This is a genomic window from Acinetobacter sp. ANC 4216 (genome assembly GCF_004331195.1).
In the GTDB taxonomy this organism is placed as follows: domain Bacteria; phylum Pseudomonadota; class Gammaproteobacteria; order Pseudomonadales; family Moraxellaceae; genus Acinetobacter; species Acinetobacter kookii.
Genome location: NZ_SJOC01000003.1, coordinates 112,268 through 129,575, shown reverse-complemented (window position 1 = coordinate 129,575; position 17,308 = coordinate 112,268). Strand labels below are relative to the sequence as shown.

Below are 17,308 nucleotides of genomic sequence, written 5' to 3'. Positions count from 1 at the left end.
ATAAGGATATAACTTTATGATTCTCTCAGCCCATCAGCCAGCTTATTTGCCTTGGTTGGGTTACTTTGAAAAGATTGCTTTATCAGATGTGTTTATATATATGGATAATGTTCAATATGAGAAAAATAGTTTTATAAATAGAAATTATATAAAAACACCCTTTGGAAAACAGCTTTTAACAATACCTGTTCATAGTAATGGGCATTTAAGTAAAACCATTTTAGAAATTAATATGGTTAATAATATTAACTGGAGAGAAAAACATATAAGAAGTATTTGTCAAAATTACTCAAAGGTAAAAGACTTTAAAAAAAAGGAAGAAAAAATAAAGAAACTTATAAATATAGAGGAATCTACCCTTGCTGAGTATTGTTTTTTACAACTCAAATTTTGGATAGATGAACTCGGATTAAAAACAAAAGTGATAAGACTAAGCGATATAAATATACAAGGAAAAAAATCAGATCTGATTTTAGAGTTATGCAAAAAATTTGACTGTACAGAGTATCTATCAGGACAACTTGGAAAAAATTATCTTATAGAAAGTGATTTCACCAAAGAAAACATACTAATTAAGTATCAAGATTATCAGGAGAGAGTTTATGATCAACACTGGGGAGATTTTATACCTAACCTATCTATTGTAGATGCTTGGATGAATGATGCACCAATACATTTTTTAAGGAGATGATTATGACGTTTTCAACAGAGTGGGAACAACTATATAAAAGCAATACACATTTATCTGTCTGGCCATGGTCAGATGTTGTTAGTCTAACTAATCGCTACGCTAAAACAATAATCCAAAATAAAGGCTCAGTATTTGAATTAGGCTGTGGTGCAGGAGCTAATATACCTTTTTTCAATGCATTGGGTATGGAATATTTTGCAATTGATGGAAGCCAGACGATTATTGAACAGTTACATACCAGGTATCCTGTATTAAAAAACAAAATTACGTGTATTGACTTTAAGAATTGTAATTTCTTTAATAAAAATTTTGATTTGATCATAGATCGAGCATCTTTAGTTCATAATAATTTAGACACCATAATTACGGTTCTTGATAAGTCTTTAAAATCTCTTAATGAAGATGGTTTTTTTATTGCTGTTGATTGGTTCTCAACTAAACATGCTGATATTCAATTTGCTGATAATATTGATGATAAATATACTTATTATAATTTTAAGCAAGGTCATTTAGCTGGCTGTGGTAAGGTGCATTTTTTTGATGAAGAGCATTTAAAAGAGGTGTTTAAGGATTTTGAAATTTTATTATTAGAAGAAAAAGTAATTAAACAGTCCCTTCCTAACAATGGTCATCAATTTGCAGCCTGGAATATCGTAGCGAAGAAAAAATGAGTGAAGTAGTTTTAATTGTGGCTGCTCATGCAGATGATGAAGTTCTAGGCTGTGCTGGTACAATTGCTAAGCATATTTCTCAAAAAGACGAAGTATTTACCGTTTTTTTAGCTGATGGCGTTACGTCAAGAGAAAATGTTACAATAGCTGAGCTTGAAATGAGGAATATCGCAGCAAATAAATCTCAAAGAGTTTTAGGTATAAAAAAGAGCTATTCTCTTGGTTTTCCTGATAATAGGATGGACAGCATTCCTTTGCTTGATATAGTTCAAAAACTAGAAACTATTATCAATGAATTGCAACCGAAAATTATTTATACTCATCATTTAGGGGATTTAAATATCGATCATCAGGTAGCACATAAAGCAGTAATGACAGCGTGTCGTCCTCAACCTAATTTTTGTGTCAAGAAGATTTATAGCTTTGAAGTTCTTTCAAGTACTGAATGGCAAACACCAAGTTATTTACCTTTTGTTCCTAATGTGTTTGTTGATATTAGTGATTATATTGACATTAAAAGACACGTACTAGATATTTATAATCTTGAAATGCGTCAACCACCTCACAGTCGTAGTGTGGAGAACAGTATATGTTTGGCAAAGTTACGAGGAGCTTCTACGGGTTACAGTTATGCCGAAGCTTTTATTATGATTCGTGAATTGCGAGATTAAAAAAATTATTTATGTTAAATATCTATTTGCATGAGTTAAATTTATCTTAATTCCATCAAGAAAGCTTAAATTATGTTTAGAAAGGACTCATTTAAACAGTTAAATTCTTTAAAAGAATTTAACTTATTACAATCTCAACCTACCCAGATTTTTCTTTGTCATACACCACTACATATCATTATTAGTTGTTTAGTTGCCAGTGCAGATAACACTATAGAGCAATCATTATTTGTAGTAGTTAACGATTCTAAAAATCTGATAGACATTGCGGAAAATTTTGGAAAACATTTGGGCTTTCATTTTTTACCTTTTAAGGGCGGAGCAGATGCAACTACTCGTTTTCAAGCTATGCTTTATCAGCAACATAATGTTAAGTTGTTAAAGCAGATTGCTAAAAATATTCCAAATATTTATATCTTTCATGACTTGCGTCCGGAATCCCAAGCTTTACTAAATAATCGTTCAACATCTGTTAACCAAAAATTTGTGATGCTTGAAGATGGAGTTGCCTTGTATCCAACTAAAGGGATTTTGCCAAGCAGTTTATTAAGTATAATAAAACGTAAATTAGCTTTTGGACTAGATTGGAAGCATGCTGATGAGCTTGGACTACACCCAGAAATTAATGAGATACGTTGTTTTTTCCCTCATTTAGTCCAAAAAAATCTAAATAAAAAATATATTACTCCTCTGCCCATCCTTGTTACATCAAAACTTCGTTCAGTATTAGGCATTCACTCTGATTTAATTAACCCTTTCTCACTCATAGCTCTTGTACCACATAGTTCAATTGTTTGTATTAATGACTTAAATATATTCATTACTACATGTCAAAATTATGCATTAGCAAACAAATTATCATTAATATTTAAATTACATCCACGTGATTATGAAGGTCAAGAACTTATAAAATCCAAGATTCCAGGAGCTGTATTTCTTCCTAATGAGTTTGCATTTGAATCATTTCTTATGCAAAATGATCAACCTGCTGCAATAATTGGCTTTAGAACTTCTTCTATACATATCTTAAAATCTCTTTTCCCAGATATTGCATGCTTCTTTTTTGAGATTGGAGATACCGCCGAATCATTGATTTGGAGTCAATTTCTAGTTTCAGCTGGTATTAATAAAATAGATTATCCTTTGTAGATGTAATTATTATGATTATTTCTTCTAGAATTTTAATAATTGGTGCTGGATTTAGCGGTTCAGTTGTTGCAAGGGAATTTGCAGAAGCAGGGTATCAGGTTCTGATTGTTGATCGGCGGAATCATATCGCAGGTAATGCATTTGATCTTAAAGATGAGCATGGAATTTTAATTCATCAGTACGGCCCGCATATCTTCCATACCAATAGTGAACGCATCTTTAATTATTTATCCCAGTTCACTGAATGGCGACCGTATGAACATCGGGTTCGTGGTGTGGTCAATGGTAAAGAATATCCGTTTCCAATCAACCGTGATACGTTAAATCAACTTTATGGCTTGGATTTAACAGAAGAACAAGCTGCTGAGTTTTATGAAAAAGTGCGTGAACCAAAACAAAGAATTTTAACTAGTGAAGATGTCGTACTAAACTCAGTAGGACGAGACTTATATGAAAAATTCTTTTTAAATTATACTAAAAAACAGTGGGGACTTGATCCATCTCAGCTCAAAGCAGGTGTAGCCGCACGTATTCCAACACGTACCAATTCGGATGATCGTTACTTCACAGATATATACCAAGCAATGCCTTTACATGGTTATACAGCCATGTTCGAAAATTTATTAAATCATCCAAATATTCAAATCAAAACCTCGACTGAATTTAAAGATGTACTCAATACAGAAAATCAATTTGACCATATTGTCTATACAGGTCCAATTGATGCATTTTATGACTTTAAATTTGGACATTTGCCATATAGATCATTACGCTTTGAACACCAATATCTAGAGAATATAGAGCAATATCAAAGTGTGGGAACGGTAAATTATCCGAATGACTTTGACTTTACTCGTATAACAGAGTTCAAGCATTTAACAGGTCAAAAGCATCCATCTACCTCGATTGTTCGAGAATACCCAACTGATATAGGTGATCCGTATTATCCAATTCCTCGAGATGAAAATGAGCAATTGTTTAAGAAATACCAAGCCTTAGCGAATGCAGAAGAAAACGTGACTTTTGTAGGGCGTTTAGCTGAATACCGCTACTACAATATGGATCAAGTTGTGGGTGCGGCTTTAAATGCTGTAGAAAAAATTTTGGGGAAATTAAATTGAAAATAGCATTCTTATGTAAGCGCAAATATATGTCTAAAGATGTTATCTTAGAGCGTTATGCTCGCTTATATGAGATCCCCAATCAATTATCTTTATTAGGTCATGAAGTAGAATGTTTTTGTTTAAGTTATCAAAATCATGATGAAGGCCTTTGGGATGAGACCAATAGTGAAAAAAAACTCAAATGGTATTCTAAGTCTTATAAAGGATTAAAAAAAACATTACTTTGGAGCTATCCTCTTTTTTTAATTGATCAACTCAAAACCTTTAAACCTGATTTGATTATTGCTGCATCAGATATTCCACATATTATTATTGCTTCTTGGGTTGCAAAACAATTAGATTGTCCATTCATTGCTGATCTCTATGATAATTTTGAAGCATATGGACAAGCTAAAATTCCTGGTTTGAAATTTTTATTTCATAAAGCATTAGATTCTGCACAACTGATTTCGACGACTAGTATTTCTCTTGCTGAAAAAATTAAAACTGAGCACCCAAAAGTTCCTAATATTTTTCCCATGCCAAGTGTAATTAATAAAGAATTATTTAAAACTGGGGATCAAGTTGCTGCAAGAAAAGAATTGAATTTGCCATTAGAAAAAAAACTAATTGGTACTGCAGGAAGCTTAACGAGATCAAAGGGAATAGATGACTTATTTCATGCATGGGATATGATAAAAAAACAAAACTCAAATATTGATTTGGTATTAGCTGGTCCTATAGAGACATCTTCTCCATTACCACAGGATGACAGGATTATATATTTAGGTTTATTACCACATGAACAAATAGCGACTCTATTTCAAGCATTGGAAATTGGTATTTTATGCATTCCTAAGGATGAATTTGGTCAATATTGTTTTCCTCAAAAAGCTTATGAGATGTTGGCATGTGATTTATTCATTTTATCTTCTTCTATAGGGGATATGGTAAAATTGCTTCCTAATGAGCAGTTGTTTGATAGTTCTGAAGAACTAGCAAAATTGATTGTTTCACATACCGAGAATGTTGAAAAATTAGACGTATCTATATTAGATTGGAAACAAGTGATTACCTTGTTTCATGAAGAGATTTTTCATACAGTTCAATTCAAAAAGTAATTTTAATTTCTAAAGTATTGAGCAATAATTTCACTTGGGGATTTTTGCAAACTCTGTTTATTTTTCTGTAAGGTAAAATACTTTTGTTTTTTAATAAATTCTTGGATTTGCCAAGGTTCATTTATCAATATGGCATTTGCATTTAATCCATCTAATCTCTCTGTTGTTTGTCTTAAAATAAGAGTTGGGTGACCAAAAAAAGCTAGTTCTTCTTGATTAGAGCCGCCATCTGTAATTACACATTCCGTGCTTAATGCTAAATTTAAAAAGTTCTTATACGTCATTCTAGGTAGTAATTTAATATTCTTTTGTATTTCTAAGTCTTTTAATAGCTTAAAAGACTTAAGTTTTTTAAGTGTTGCTGGATGGAGTACAAAATGAATAGTGTAGTCTTGTCCTAATATTATTAACATTTCCGTAATTTTACTTAAGCGGTCTTGATTATAGATATTTTGAAAACGATGTAATGAAACTAGAATGGTTTTAGGATTTTTTCGTATATCTTCACCAATTTTGAGATATTGAATACTATCAAGAATAGAATTACCATAAGTATTTAATATTTTTATATTTTTATATTTCTGCATGTTCATTATATCTTGATAGTTAGGGCAACAAGCGATATTTGTTAGTTTGAATACAATTCGTCGAATTATTTCTTCAGGAAATGGGGTAAATAAATTATTAGAAGTGAGACCACTTTCCAAATGAACAACACGATGATTGGTAATTTTAGCAGAAATAGCACTCATTAAAGTTGTTAAAGTATCACCGTGAACAAATACATGAGATTTTTTAAATTGTATTAAAGTTTGAATTAAAAGAAAAAATATAGAGGGAAGCCATATTAATAATGAAATAATTGAAGAATGCTCTTTGTTTTTGACTAAGTAAACAGGGGGGGAAGTAATTCCAAATTCAGCTATAAGGTCTTCCATAGTGTCATTATGCTGGCCTGTAAGAATAAATTCGATGGGCAAATTGTTTTTTTCAAAAGCTCGAATTACTGGCGCAGCCTTAATTAGTTGAGCACGGGTACCTATAATAAAAATATTTTCCATAAATTTATCCCCTAATTAGCTTTAAAATATTTGTAAGCTTTTAAAAAATTAATTTTTAAGAATTATATACTGATTTATCTATGCATACTCATATATCTACTTTTTGATTATCATACGTGGAATTTCTTTTTCCCGAAGTTCTTATGAAATTCCTCCTCCTTCTCTTAGCCAGTGTTTTCATCTCACTGGCTTGGCTTCTGCCTATCCATTACCGCCCTTGGGTTACCTACACGGGTGAACTGTTTGCTTTTTTATCCCTATTTACATTGGCTGCCATTTATTTAAGAGACAAAATTAAATTGCCAGTGATCAGCCTACCGCTATTATTTCTCGCGGCTATCCCGCTGGTTCAGTATGGGGCGGGTGAGCTCTTTTTCTTTGATAAAGCCTTGATATGTAGCTTGTTTGTCCTTGGCTTCTGGCTGAGCATGGTGCTTGGCTATAACTTGTCGAGCGAGAAAGCAGACCGGGCAAACATTTTTGCCGGACTCAGTTATGTGTTTCTCATGGCGGGAACAGCGACGGGTGTGATTGCGATCTGCCAATGGTTAACGCTCGATGCGTATATCCCCGGGATGGTGAATATGCAACGTGCTGTTCGTCCCTATGCCAATTTTGCCCAGCCAAACAATATGGCTACTTTTTTGCTCATGTCCCTTTTGGCCTGTTTATATTTATATGAAACCAAAAAAATCCAGACCAAATGGCTGGTTCCAGCGGCATTCATTATGTTAGTGAGCGTGGCATTAAGCCAATCCAGAACTTCATGGGTGGCTTGTGTCTTTATTCTGGTTTATTTGGCTTATCAGCAATTTAAAGGCTATATTCACATTAAATGGTATTTCCTGGCGGCATGGTTAGGTGTCTTTATAGGATTAGTCCTGATATTGCCTGTCATGGGGAGCTATTTAACCCAATTATTGGATATACAGATTAAAGCTGTCGATGTGTCAAGACGCGCTACAGGGGATATGTCGCGTTTAGCCATTTGGCAGCAAATGCTGCATGCCATTGCTGACCGTCCATGGTTTGGTTATGGCTGGAACCAGACCAGTGTTGCATATACCCTGGTCAGTGATCATTTCCAGGGACCGGTGTGGATTCGTAGCGCGCATAATTTTATTCTCGATTTTATTTTGTGGAATGGGGTAATTATAGGCTTGCCGTTTCTGGCTTATTTTGGCTATTGGGGTTATCAGCTAAATAAGCGCGTCAATTCTGTAGAATCTGTGATCGGAATTTTAATGGTGGGTGCAGTATTGATTCACGCCATGCTGGAATTCCCACAGTACTATGCCTATTTCCTGCTCCCGGTCGGTTTTATTATTGGTCTGGTTCAGTCACAACAGGCAGATACCAAAATCCTGACCCTTTCACCCAATTATATGCGGGTTGCTTACGGTTTATTTTTCTTGCTGCTGATTCTGATCGTGCGAGATTATTCGGTGATGGTTCCTAAACTCAACCAAACGCTACGTTATGAAAAAGTACCGCAAAAAATTACCAATCAAGATCATGTTTACTTGTTGGAAGAATTTAACCGGCGTATAGACTGGATTCGTATGAATCCCTATAGCAAGGTGACTGCACAACAGCTTGAAGAAATTAGGGAGATGGTGCTTAATTATCCGACCTCCTATGATCTGCTCAAGTATGCCAAAATACTGGCTTTTAATGGCTATGAACAGGAAGCCAGACATCAGCTCTGGTTGTTGAAAAAATTACGTAAAGTCGATTGGGACTATGCATCATTGGCCCAGCCTGCCGCCAAAAAGTAAAAATTTTAAAAAGTGAATCGACCAACTCAAACAGCCAGTCAATTGACTGGCTGTTTTTAAACTTAAATTTGGCTTTGAATGTAGTTTTCGATACCGACTTTCTCGACCAGATCAAGCTGGGTGGTGGCCCAATCCAGATATTCCTCTTCTTCTTCTAGAATTTCCTGAACAAGATCACGGGTGACATAATCCATTTCCTGCTCGGCCAAGCTGACTGCTTTTTGCAGGGCTTCAATATTTTCGTTGACTTTACGTACATCGCAATTCAGTACTTCAACAGTATGCTGACCGATGTATAACTTGCCTAAATTCTGTAAGTTAGGCAGGCCTTCAAGAAATAGGATGCGTTCAATAATTTTATCCGCATCTTTCATTTGCTGAATCGATTCTTTGTATTCTGCCGAACCCAGCTTCTCAATTCCCCAATCGTTAAACATGCGTGAGTGCAGGAAATACTGGTTAATGGCAGTCAACTGGTGATAAAGCACCTGATTTAACTGATTAATGACGTCACGATTGCCTTTCATTGTAAGTTCTCCATCAACAATTTTTTGCCTTCACAAGGGGTCAGGCAATCAAAAAAATGATTATTGCAAATATCTTAAACAACAAGCAAAACAATGGCGAGTAGTTTATTGAACAGCAAATGAAAATCGCAATCAAAAACGATAATAGGCGCTATGCTACACGGGCATGTATAAAAAACCCGCCTAGAGTCATAAGCGGGAGAGGAGAAAATGATCTTTTGATCATTCTGTTTCTCATTGAAATAATCGGGTTTTAAGCTGCCACAGAGATGCGGGCTGCAATTTCTGAAAGTTCTTCGCTAATAATGGCGCGTGCTTCAGGGGCGCAACGGCCACAACAGGTACCTAAATCAAGCAGGTCACGAATTTCACGATAGCTTTCCGCACCATTTGCAACGGCATCTTTAATATCTTGATCGGTAATACCACGACATAAGCATACGTACATTTGAACTGGCCACATAAAAGTGAAATGGGATAAGTGATATTATTGATAATTATTATCGTTTGTCAATGAAATTCATTTGAAATATCATTTATTGTGATTGAGTTTTTGAATAAAAAAATAGCACCTGAGCGGAAATCCGAGTACTGCTCGGATTTCCGCTCAAGATGAATTGATCATTTGGAAATGAGTTTTGAAACGTGGGTATTTAATGAATTTTATAAATTATTGATTAATAATTACAATACCATCCATTTCAACCAAAGCCCCTTTAGGCAAGCTGGCGACACCTAATGCTGCACGTGCAGGGTAAGGCTGGGCAAAATATTCACCCATAATCTGGTTGACCAGCTGGAAGTGGGAAAGATCGGTCAGGAAAATATTCAGTTTGGCGATATCTGCCAATGAGCCACCGGCTGCTTCACAAACGGCTTTCAAGTTATCAAATACACGGCGAATTTGTGCTTCAATGCCTTCAACCAATTCCATACTGTAAGGATCTAAACCAATTTGACCTGAAAGGTACAGGGTATTTTCAACTAAAATCGCCTGAGAATATGTACCAATGGCTGCAGGTGCATTTTCAGTATGGATTACTTGGCGGGACATCGATTTCTCCTTATATCATCTCTATGCATCATAGCCTAAATTATTCAATAAGAGTGACTTATGTTTGAACTAACTGGCTTTGGATGCTTCAGCAATGTTAATGGGCTGGGCTAAACGGGTAATGCGTGGAAAACCAAAGTGCATGCGTAAATCACGAATAATCTGGGCAATTTGTTTGCGGTTATGTACCACAATATGCACATAGGTTTTGCCTTCATGGGCATGAACCATTTCTACACCGGTTTTTTCCTTCCGGCACTGATAAATCAGGTCAGAAATCTGTTCATCATTCATCAGCATATCAATGCTTAAATAGGCAGTGAAACTGATGTCATCGAAATCTTCAGATGTCCAGTGCAAAGGCATAATATTTTCTGGATGCAGATGCTGTTCATGCAACAGGTTATGACAACGCGCACGATGCACAATCAAGCCACGACGTGAGAGATGTCCCTGAATTGGATCACCAAGCACAGGATTGCAACAATGAGCGTATTTGACATCTACGCCTTCAGTGCCTTGAATAAGACGGGTAGAAGACTGGTTATCCAGGCTCTGTCCTTGTGCAAACAGGTGGTTGGCCACTAATTGCGGTAACAGGTCACCCACCGCAATCTGTTCAAATAAGTGTTCCTTAGATTCGATATGTCGCCATTGCAATATATCGATCCAGTCTGCTTCGGTTAAATCTTTGATGCAGCGATTAAACAGTTTCAGTGCACGGTTCAGGGCTTGCTGGCCGACCAGTTGCTGTTCTTCAATATCCTGATCGCGCAAAATATTCTGGATGGCACGACGCGCTTTTTGGGTGTTGATGAAGCTGAGCCAGTCCGGATTTGGAGTTGCCAGGACATCAGTAATAATCTCGATCACTTGTCCACTGATTAGTGGTGTGGAAAGGGGGCGGGTTTCGCCGTTTATTTTTGCTCCGACAGCATGGTTGCCTAAAAACAGGCTGGCTGAATAAGCAAAATCGACGGCTGTAGCCCCTTGTGGAAGTTCGTGCAAATGGCCATGCGGGGTATACACCCAGATTTTTTCCTGATGCAGATAATCCAAAAGATCACTAAAGGTGGTTTTGGCACATTCACCATCCACCAGTACATTCAGGTTCTGCATAGACGCCTGAATGGCTGAGCGGCAGGCTTGCGGTGCATTTTCACCCAGGACCACACCGAAACGGGCAGCCTTACGCATCAGCTCGGTCTGAATAGTCAAAGAGAGCGTGGTTTTCTCACCTTTTAAGCGCATCATTAAAGACTGGTTGCCACCTGGCAATGGACGGCGGATATGATCTTCATAATGTAGAATCTGGAAATTTTCGCGCAGGATTTCTGCCAGACTGTCACAGTCGGCAATACTTTGCAGGATAATTTCAAAAGCATGGCTGTGGGTGAGCTCTTGCAGATCAATATCGTTTTTGACGAAGTGACGCAGCAATTCAATATTGTTATTTTTCTTTTTAATACGTCCAGTAATCTGGTGCTGTTGCAGCAGTTCCGTCAGGTTTTTTTCCCAGATGCTTTGATATTCACAGCGTTTCGGCTTGGTTTGTAGTAGGGCATCCTGAACATTGTTAAACATATCCAGGTCAAGATTTTGATAGCACAGATGTTCCAGGTTGTCGGCCATCTCGTTCATGCCGACGATACGGGCCATCGGCACAAAAATATCAAAGGTTTCCTGGGCAATACGTGCCCGTTTATCTGGGCGCAACGAACCTAAAGTGGTCATGTTGTGATAACGGTCAGCCAGCTTAATAATAATGACACGCGGGTCTTGCAGGGTAGCTTGCAAAATTTTACGGAAGGAGGCGGCTTTATTATATTCTTTGTCGCTAGAATGACTGAGTTTGGTCACGCCATCGACCAGCTCGGCCACCGTGCGGCCAAATTTTTCCGTAATGTCTTCTTTGTTGAAATCGGTATCTTCAATCACGTCATGCAGCAGGGCGGCCATCAGGGTTTCGGCATCCAGACGCATATGCGCAAGAATACTGCTGACCGCAATCGGATGCAGGATATAGGGTTCACCACTTTTACGGGTGATGCCATCATGGGCAATATCGGCATAATCGCAGGCCACAAGCACGCGCTCGACATCACTTGCACTTAAGTAAGCGTCGATAATAATTTTGAGCTGTTGTTTGGCTTGGCTGACCTGTGGGCCTGGCATATAACACCTTTATTACTTCAGTTTCTACAATTCAAATCGCTAGAGCTTTAATGAAAAGCATATTGCATGACTTGTCAAATTTTTCATTTAAAAAAAAGCAAAAAAATACATCCTAAATAACGTATCTTTAATTTTATGTTATAACGGTTATTCATCCAATATTAAAGTTGTGCAATAAAAAAAGCCTAGTTAAAACTAGGCTTTTTTAAGATATTTTTTCTTATTGGAAAGAAAAGCCATCTAAATTCAAATTGTTTGCAGAAAGTGCAAGGTCAAGGCTAGAAGTTTGATAGTCTTGATCACGTTGTTTCAAAATATCTTTAGATACATGACCTACCGCAATTTCACGTAAAGCAACTACGGTCGGTTTATCGTTATCCCATTCTACAGTTGGTTCAATGCCTTGACGTGCCAATTGACGCGCGCGTTTGCTTGCCACTAGTACAAGCTCAAAGCGGTTGTCTACATGGTCTAAACAATCTTCAACGGTTACGCGTGCCATAAGAATTCTCGTTTGAATATTAAATTTGAACAGACTGGGCAGTATAAAATGCTTTGCCTGCAGACTCAAGTTTTAATCACGGTTCAACAGGAGTAATTAATTTTTCAATCAATTCCTGATGACGGGCTGCTTGTTGTTCAATCACTAAACGATTGGCAATAATCACACATTCCAGATCATGCAGTGCCTTATTAAAGTCATCATTAATAATGACATAGTCAAAGTTTGTATACTGCTGCATATCTTCAACTGCACAGCCCAGGCGGCGCTCAATCACTTCAACAGAGTCTGTGCCACGGTTGGATAGGCGCTGGCGCAAATCGAACTGGCTTGGCGGTAAAATAAAAATTTGTTTGGATTCGGGAAAAAGTTTGCGGACTTGATCTGCACCTTGCCAGTCAATTTCAAGTAAAACATCATGCCCTTTGGCAAGCTGCTGTTTTACAGTCGCTTGAGCCGTACCGTAATAATTGCCAAACACTTCTGCATATTCAATAAAACCGCCTTGCTCAACCAAGGCAAGAAAATCTTCTTTTTTTGAAAAATGATAATGTACACCGTCAAGCTCACCGGGACGTTGGTCACGAGTAGTATGAGAGACAGAAACGTGCAGATTGGTCACACGGTCGAGAAGGGCTTTAACGAGGGATGTTTTGCCTGTTCCGGATGCAGCAGAAACGACAAACAAGAGACCCGACATGATATTTTTCCTGATATGATAAAATATCTTCTCTATTTTAGAGTAGACGACCAGCAAACAAAATAGCCAAGCGTCTTTTTGTTGGCATTTATTTCAAATTATTCCGCTCAACTTCGGGTGAACATTGAGGATCTTATGGAAATTGTATTGGCCAATCCACGTGGTTTTTGTGCAGGTGTCGACCGAGCAATTGCGATCGTCAATCGGGCACTGGAATGCTTTAATCCGCCTATTTATGTGCGTCATGAAGTGGTGCATAACAAGTTTGTGGTGGATGATTTACGTCAGCGTGGTGCCATCTTTGTTGATGAACTGGATGAAGTTCCCGATGACAATATCGTGATCTTTAGTGCGCATGGTGTGTCAAAAGCGGTACAGCAAGAAGCCGAGCGCCGCGGGTTAAAGGTGTTTGATGCCACCTGTCCACTGGTCACCAAGGTGCATATAGAAGTGACCAAATATGCACGTGAAGGCACGGAAGCCATTTTGATTGGACATGAAGGACACCCCGAAGTGGAAGGTACCATGGGGCAATATGACAAGAAAAATGGTGGGGAAATCTATCTGGTTGAAGATGAAGATGATGTGGCGGCATTAAAAATCCGTCATCCCGAGAAAGTGGCTTTTGTGACCCAAACGACGCTCTCCATTGATGATACCGCGAAAGTGATTGATGCTTTACGTACAAAATTTCCTGAAATTCAGGGACCGCGTAAGGATGATATCTGCTATGCCACGCAAAACCGTCAAGATGCGGTACGTGACTTGGCAACTCAATGTGATGTGGTTTTGGTTGTAGGATCTCCTAATTCTTCAAACTCAAACCGTTTGCGCGAGCTGGCGGAACGTATGGGGAAACATGCCTATTTGGTGGATAATGCAGATCAGCTTGATCAGGCCTGGTTTGATGAAAATACCAAAATTGGGGTAACTGCCGGTGCATCGGCACCCGAAATTTTAATCAAGCAGGTGATTCAGCGTTTACAGGATTGGGGCGCGAAAGCACCGGAAGAGCTGGCAGGACGTGAAGAGAATATTACGTTTAGTTTGCCGAAAGAGTTACGTATTCCTGTAACTCAAGCATAAAGCGTGAATGATTTAACATTCTGAAATTTTTAAAAAAATGAACAGATAACTGTGAAATGACAGTTATCTGTTTTTTTATGCCTTTTATCTTTATTTGTGTCAGTTTTGTAAGTTGGTCCGATATTATTTTTACTAGGGTAAAGTTTTGTTGCCTTGGGGAAAGTATGAATAAAAATAAAGGATTCACCTTAATTGAACTTATGATCACGATAGCTGTGTTGGCGATTATTTCAACAATGGCTGTTCCTTCTATGGGTAACTTGTTAGAAAAACAACGATTTCAAAAAAAAGAAAGAGAGTTACTTTCAGTATTAACCCAGACTAAAAGTCAGGCTATTTTGAAGCGTGGTGATATTACCGCAAACCTGAATTCAACCAGTGCAAATACTGATAGCACTATAAATTGGGATAAGGGAAGTAATGCGAGCTTAACCATTCAGACTTTAGCGGCAGATCAAACATTGGGAACCTATTCAGGAACCAGCTTGGTATTTGATAAAAATGGCCTGGTCAGTAGTTTAAATCAGGATGCTTTGATCAGTTTATGCAATACCAAGTTAAATATAAAAAAACAATTGGTGTTGACCAGATTGGGCACTGTCTACACTAAATCTGAGGGAACGTGCTGATGAAAATGTTAAAAAATCAGATGGGGGTTGGAATGATTGAGGTACTGGTGGCTTTGCTGGTGCTTGCAATCGGAGTCTTGGGTTATGTGGCTTTGCAATTACGCGCCATCGATGCTTCTGCCGAGGCTTTAAGTAAATCACAAGCCATGTTGGTCATGCGAGGGCTGGCCGAGAATATACGTTCCAATCCCGCAGCATTTTCAAATTATCCTGCCTTAATTCAAGGTTACAGTAATTATTCCTCAACTACAGCTGCTCCGACATCCTGCCTTAACTCAGCATGTACTCCTGTGCAGATGGCGACCTATGATGCCTATAATACTGCTAAAAACGCCGACCAGTATGGAATGAAAATTACCATGGAAAACTGCCCGGGTGTTACTAGTACGATGACTTTAAAACGGCAATGTTTATATATTTTTTGGGGTAAAACACAACCAAACTCTACAACGACCACTACCAATGGTGTTTCTACAACGACTGTGGATGCTTCTAGTTGCATGTCGAGTACAGGAACGTATGTAAGTGGTGCCTCATGTTTGATGATGGAGGCTTATTAAGATGAATAGACCTTCTTTTAAGCCACAAAAGGGTTTTACCTTGATCGAGCTGATGGTGGCGCTGGTTTTAGGATTAATCCTGGTTGCAGCGGCAACTCAACTGTTTACCGGAGGAATCCTGTCGAGTCAGCTACAACGTGCCAATGCTGAAATTCAGGACAGCGGTGTATTTGGTGTGGATTATATGCTGCGGGATATCCGCCTGGCGAATGTAGGAAATTCAACCAATCTGGAAATTAATGATCAGACGGCCTATGGCGGTATTGTTTTGACGGGGTCTACAGCAACAAATACGTCGAATGTGAATTTTGTGCCTAAAGTAAGTTCAACTGATTATATTGATTCTGCATTATTGAGCCGAGGCAGCGGCGATGCTGTTTCAAGCACAGATAATTACTGGAAAGGATTATCTAATGTTAAAAATACAGCAGGTGCCACTCAAATTAGTGATCAATTGACCATTCAGTTTGTTGCACCTTCTCAAATGTTTAATTGTGAAGGGCAAACGGTATATGCAGGTGATTTAATCGTGCAACGGTACTTTTTAAGAGTAGATGCTAACGGTACTGGAGCTAGTGACATTGCATTGGCATGCGATGCAAATGCACCTGCGACAACAGCAGCAGCTGCTTCTGCTCAACCTACAACAGTTACAGGTTTAGGAACGGCGGGACAAATTATTATTCCACGTGTAGACCATTTTCATGTGTTGTTAAAAGCAAGAGATGAGGATGGCAATTTAAGTTACTACACCATTCCACAGTATAGGGCAGCTGCAACTACTGCAAGGGCGACCACCCCTACAGCCAAGAAGGCACCAAGAATTTTGGCAATTCAGGCTTCTGTACTGATTCGATCTACAAATAATGCAAAAAATACAGTGGTTGATCCAACACAAGCAACTTATGTCATGTTGGATACAACAGTTAAAGCAACAGATACTTCCAATCGTTTTTTAAGACGTGTGTATAACTCTACGGTAGCTTTGCGTAATGCAATGGGGGAAAACCTATGAGACCAATGACTCCAACATATGTGTTGCATCGGCAGCAAGGTGCGACGTTAATTGTAGTCCTGATTATTTTATTGATTATTACTGTGGTGGGGGTTTTAGCCATACGTGTTGCGATTGTTTCATTGGGCGTAGCAACAAATAGTCAGATTGATCAATTAAATTTTCAGTCTTCAGATACTCCACTAGCATTAATTGCTCAAATGAAACCAATAGATATGACTAATTTTGGTAATGTTATTGGTGCCAGTTTAAGAGAGCATGAAAATAATCCAGGGGCAGAATATATATTTTGCTATCAGCCTGTCTCGACCACAGCAAAATTTGCGCAGACGAAAGATGCTATTCGTATTCGGGCGGGTACTGGCAATGATGCGACTAAGGAAGCAGGTAGTGTCGATGGTTTTTGCAATTTGGATAGTGATTTCGGTAGTAAGCGTCAAGCTGTGCTGACACAGGTGGCTGTAAGCGTTCCAACAGATACAAATAATGACCTTCCTGGGGCAAACTTGCCACGAGGAATAAACGTATCAGAAGGTACTCAGCTTCCAAAAAGTATGACATCTGCACAGCGAGTTAGGGTAATAACAACAGCAATGCTCCCTGCATATTCATCGACTGCTGCATCTACAATTCAGGCGGATTGTTTGAGCAATGCAAAAGCAAAAATTAGTGATAATTTGGCTTCCGATTTAAGTACAAAACAGACACTAGCAGACTGTTTGAAATCAAAAAATGTTCCATTTAGTGTTCAGGTGCAAGAGTTTAACTATATAAACAAATTGACTGAAACAACTGCACCAGGGGCTTAAGGAGAA

The 17,308-nt window shown here is 38.2% G+C and carries 19 protein-coding genes; 12 read left to right on the top strand and 7 right to left on the bottom strand.

Annotated elements, in window-relative coordinates; all coding sequences use genetic code 11:
• The first annotated feature begins 16 nt into the window (after positions 1–16).
• The 6 genes from E0H88_RS03360 (at position 17) to E0H88_RS03335 (ending at position 5,406) form a co-directional block, all read left to right on the top strand.
• Positions 17–691: a WbqC family protein gene (locus E0H88_RS03360; RefSeq protein WP_131273099.1), complete on the top strand. Its 675-nt coding sequence runs from the start codon at positions 17–19 to the stop codon at positions 689–691.
• A 2-nt stretch (positions 692–693) separates the two neighbouring features.
• A complete protein-coding gene (locus tag E0H88_RS03355) occupies positions 694–1,362 on the top strand; it encodes a class I SAM-dependent methyltransferase (protein WP_165493269.1) in 669 nt (222 codons plus the stop codon).
• The gene (locus E0H88_RS03350) at positions 1,359–2,033 is read left to right on the top strand and encodes a PIG-L deacetylase family protein (RefSeq protein WP_131273097.1); all 675 of its coding nucleotides are present in this window, start codon (positions 1,359–1,361) and stop codon (positions 2,031–2,033) included. The genes E0H88_RS03355 and E0H88_RS03350 overlap by 4 nt, the downstream gene beginning before the upstream one ends.
• 72 nt (positions 2,034–2,105) lie before the next feature.
• Positions 2,106–3,182: a polysialyltransferase family glycosyltransferase gene (locus tag E0H88_RS03345; RefSeq protein WP_131273096.1), complete on the top strand. Its 1,077-nt coding sequence runs from the start codon at positions 2,106–2,108 to the stop codon at positions 3,180–3,182.
• A gap of 11 nt (positions 3,183–3,193) precedes the next feature.
• Entirely contained in the window at positions 3,194–4,303 is a 1,110-nt protein-coding gene (glf, locus tag E0H88_RS03340; protein ID WP_131273095.1) for a UDP-galactopyranose mutase, read from the top strand.
• A gap of 29 nt (positions 4,304–4,332) precedes the next feature.
• Positions 4,333–5,406 carry a glycosyltransferase gene (locus E0H88_RS03335; protein ID WP_252151980.1) on the top strand — a complete coding sequence of 358 codons (1,074 nt, stop codon included), beginning with the start codon at positions 4,333–4,335 and terminating at the stop codon, positions 5,404–5,406.
• A 2-nt stretch (positions 5,407–5,408) separates the two neighbouring features.
• Here the strand turns inward: E0H88_RS03335 and E0H88_RS03330 are convergent, their stop codons facing one another.
• Complete coding sequence (locus tag E0H88_RS03330; RefSeq protein WP_131273093.1) at positions 5,409–6,467, bottom strand: UDP-N-acetylglucosamine 2-epimerase; 1,059 nt, start codon at positions 6,465–6,467, stop codon at positions 5,409–5,411.
• A 143-nt stretch (positions 6,468–6,610) separates the two neighbouring features.
• Here E0H88_RS03330 and E0H88_RS03325 point away from each other — a divergent pair, with 143 nt between their 5' ends.
• Positions 6,611–8,245, top strand: a complete 1,635-nt coding sequence (locus E0H88_RS03325; protein ID WP_131273092.1) for a PglL family O-oligosaccharyltransferase — start codon at positions 6,611–6,613, stop codon at positions 8,243–8,245.
• Positions 8,246–8,307: 62 nt separating this feature from the next.
• Here E0H88_RS03325 and bfr read toward each other — a convergent pair whose 3' ends face one another.
• From bfr to gmk, 6 genes are all read right to left on the bottom strand, one after another.
• Positions 8,308–8,772, bottom strand: a complete 465-nt coding sequence (bfr, locus tag E0H88_RS03320; protein ID WP_092820182.1) for a heteropolymeric bacterioferritin subunit Bfr — start codon at positions 8,770–8,772, stop codon at positions 8,308–8,310.
• Positions 8,773–9,025: 253 nt separating this feature from the next.
• Positions 9,026–9,220 (bottom strand): bacterioferritin-associated ferredoxin, encoded by a 195-nt coding sequence (locus E0H88_RS03315; RefSeq protein ID WP_086174534.1) that lies wholly within the window; start codon positions 9,218–9,220, stop codon positions 9,026–9,028.
• A gap of 222 nt (positions 9,221–9,442) precedes the next feature.
• The gene (gene ridA, locus E0H88_RS03310; RefSeq protein ID WP_092820181.1) at positions 9,443–9,826 is read right to left on the bottom strand and encodes a deaminase RidA; all 384 of its coding nucleotides are present in this window, start codon (positions 9,824–9,826) and stop codon (positions 9,443–9,445) included.
• Positions 9,827–9,895: 69 nt separating this feature from the next.
• Complete coding sequence (locus tag E0H88_RS03305; RefSeq protein ID WP_131273091.1) at positions 9,896–12,001, bottom strand: RelA/SpoT family protein; 2,106 nt, start codon at positions 11,999–12,001, stop codon at positions 9,896–9,898.
• A 220-nt stretch (positions 12,002–12,221) separates the two neighbouring features.
• Entirely contained in the window at positions 12,222–12,503 is a 282-nt protein-coding gene (gene rpoZ, locus E0H88_RS03300; protein ID WP_004896248.1) for a DNA-directed RNA polymerase subunit omega, read from the bottom strand.
• Between the two features lie 76 nt (positions 12,504–12,579).
• The gene (gene gmk / locus E0H88_RS03295) at positions 12,580–13,203 is read right to left on the bottom strand and encodes a guanylate kinase (protein WP_131273090.1); all 624 of its coding nucleotides are present in this window, start codon (positions 13,201–13,203) and stop codon (positions 12,580–12,582) included.
• Between the two features lie 135 nt (positions 13,204–13,338).
• Between gmk and ispH the strand changes: the two genes are divergently transcribed.
• From ispH to E0H88_RS03270, 5 genes are all read left to right on the top strand, one after another.
• Positions 13,339–14,289: a 4-hydroxy-3-methylbut-2-enyl diphosphate reductase gene (gene ispH, locus E0H88_RS03290; protein ID WP_131273089.1), complete on the top strand. Its 951-nt coding sequence runs from the start codon at positions 13,339–13,341 to the stop codon at positions 14,287–14,289.
• A 164-nt stretch (positions 14,290–14,453) separates the two neighbouring features.
• On the top strand, positions 14,454–14,918 hold the full coding sequence (locus E0H88_RS03285; RefSeq protein ID WP_131273088.1) for a prepilin-type N-terminal cleavage/methylation domain-containing protein: 465 nt from the start codon (positions 14,454–14,456) through the stop codon (positions 14,916–14,918).
• Between the two features lie 20 nt (positions 14,919–14,938).
• Entirely contained in the window at positions 14,939–15,478 is a 540-nt protein-coding gene (gene pilV, locus E0H88_RS03280) for a type IV pilus modification protein PilV (protein WP_252151979.1), read from the top strand.
• Position 15,479: 1 nt separating this feature from the next.
• Positions 15,480–16,493: a PilW family protein gene (locus E0H88_RS03275; protein ID WP_131273086.1), complete on the top strand. Its 1,014-nt coding sequence runs from the start codon at positions 15,480–15,482 to the stop codon at positions 16,491–16,493.
• On the top strand, positions 16,490–17,302 hold the full coding sequence (locus tag E0H88_RS03270; RefSeq protein ID WP_252151978.1) for a PilX N-terminal domain-containing pilus assembly protein: 813 nt from the start codon (positions 16,490–16,492) through the stop codon (positions 17,300–17,302). The genes E0H88_RS03275 and E0H88_RS03270 overlap by 4 nt, the downstream gene beginning before the upstream one ends.
• The last annotated feature ends 6 nt before the right edge of the window (positions 17,303–17,308 follow it).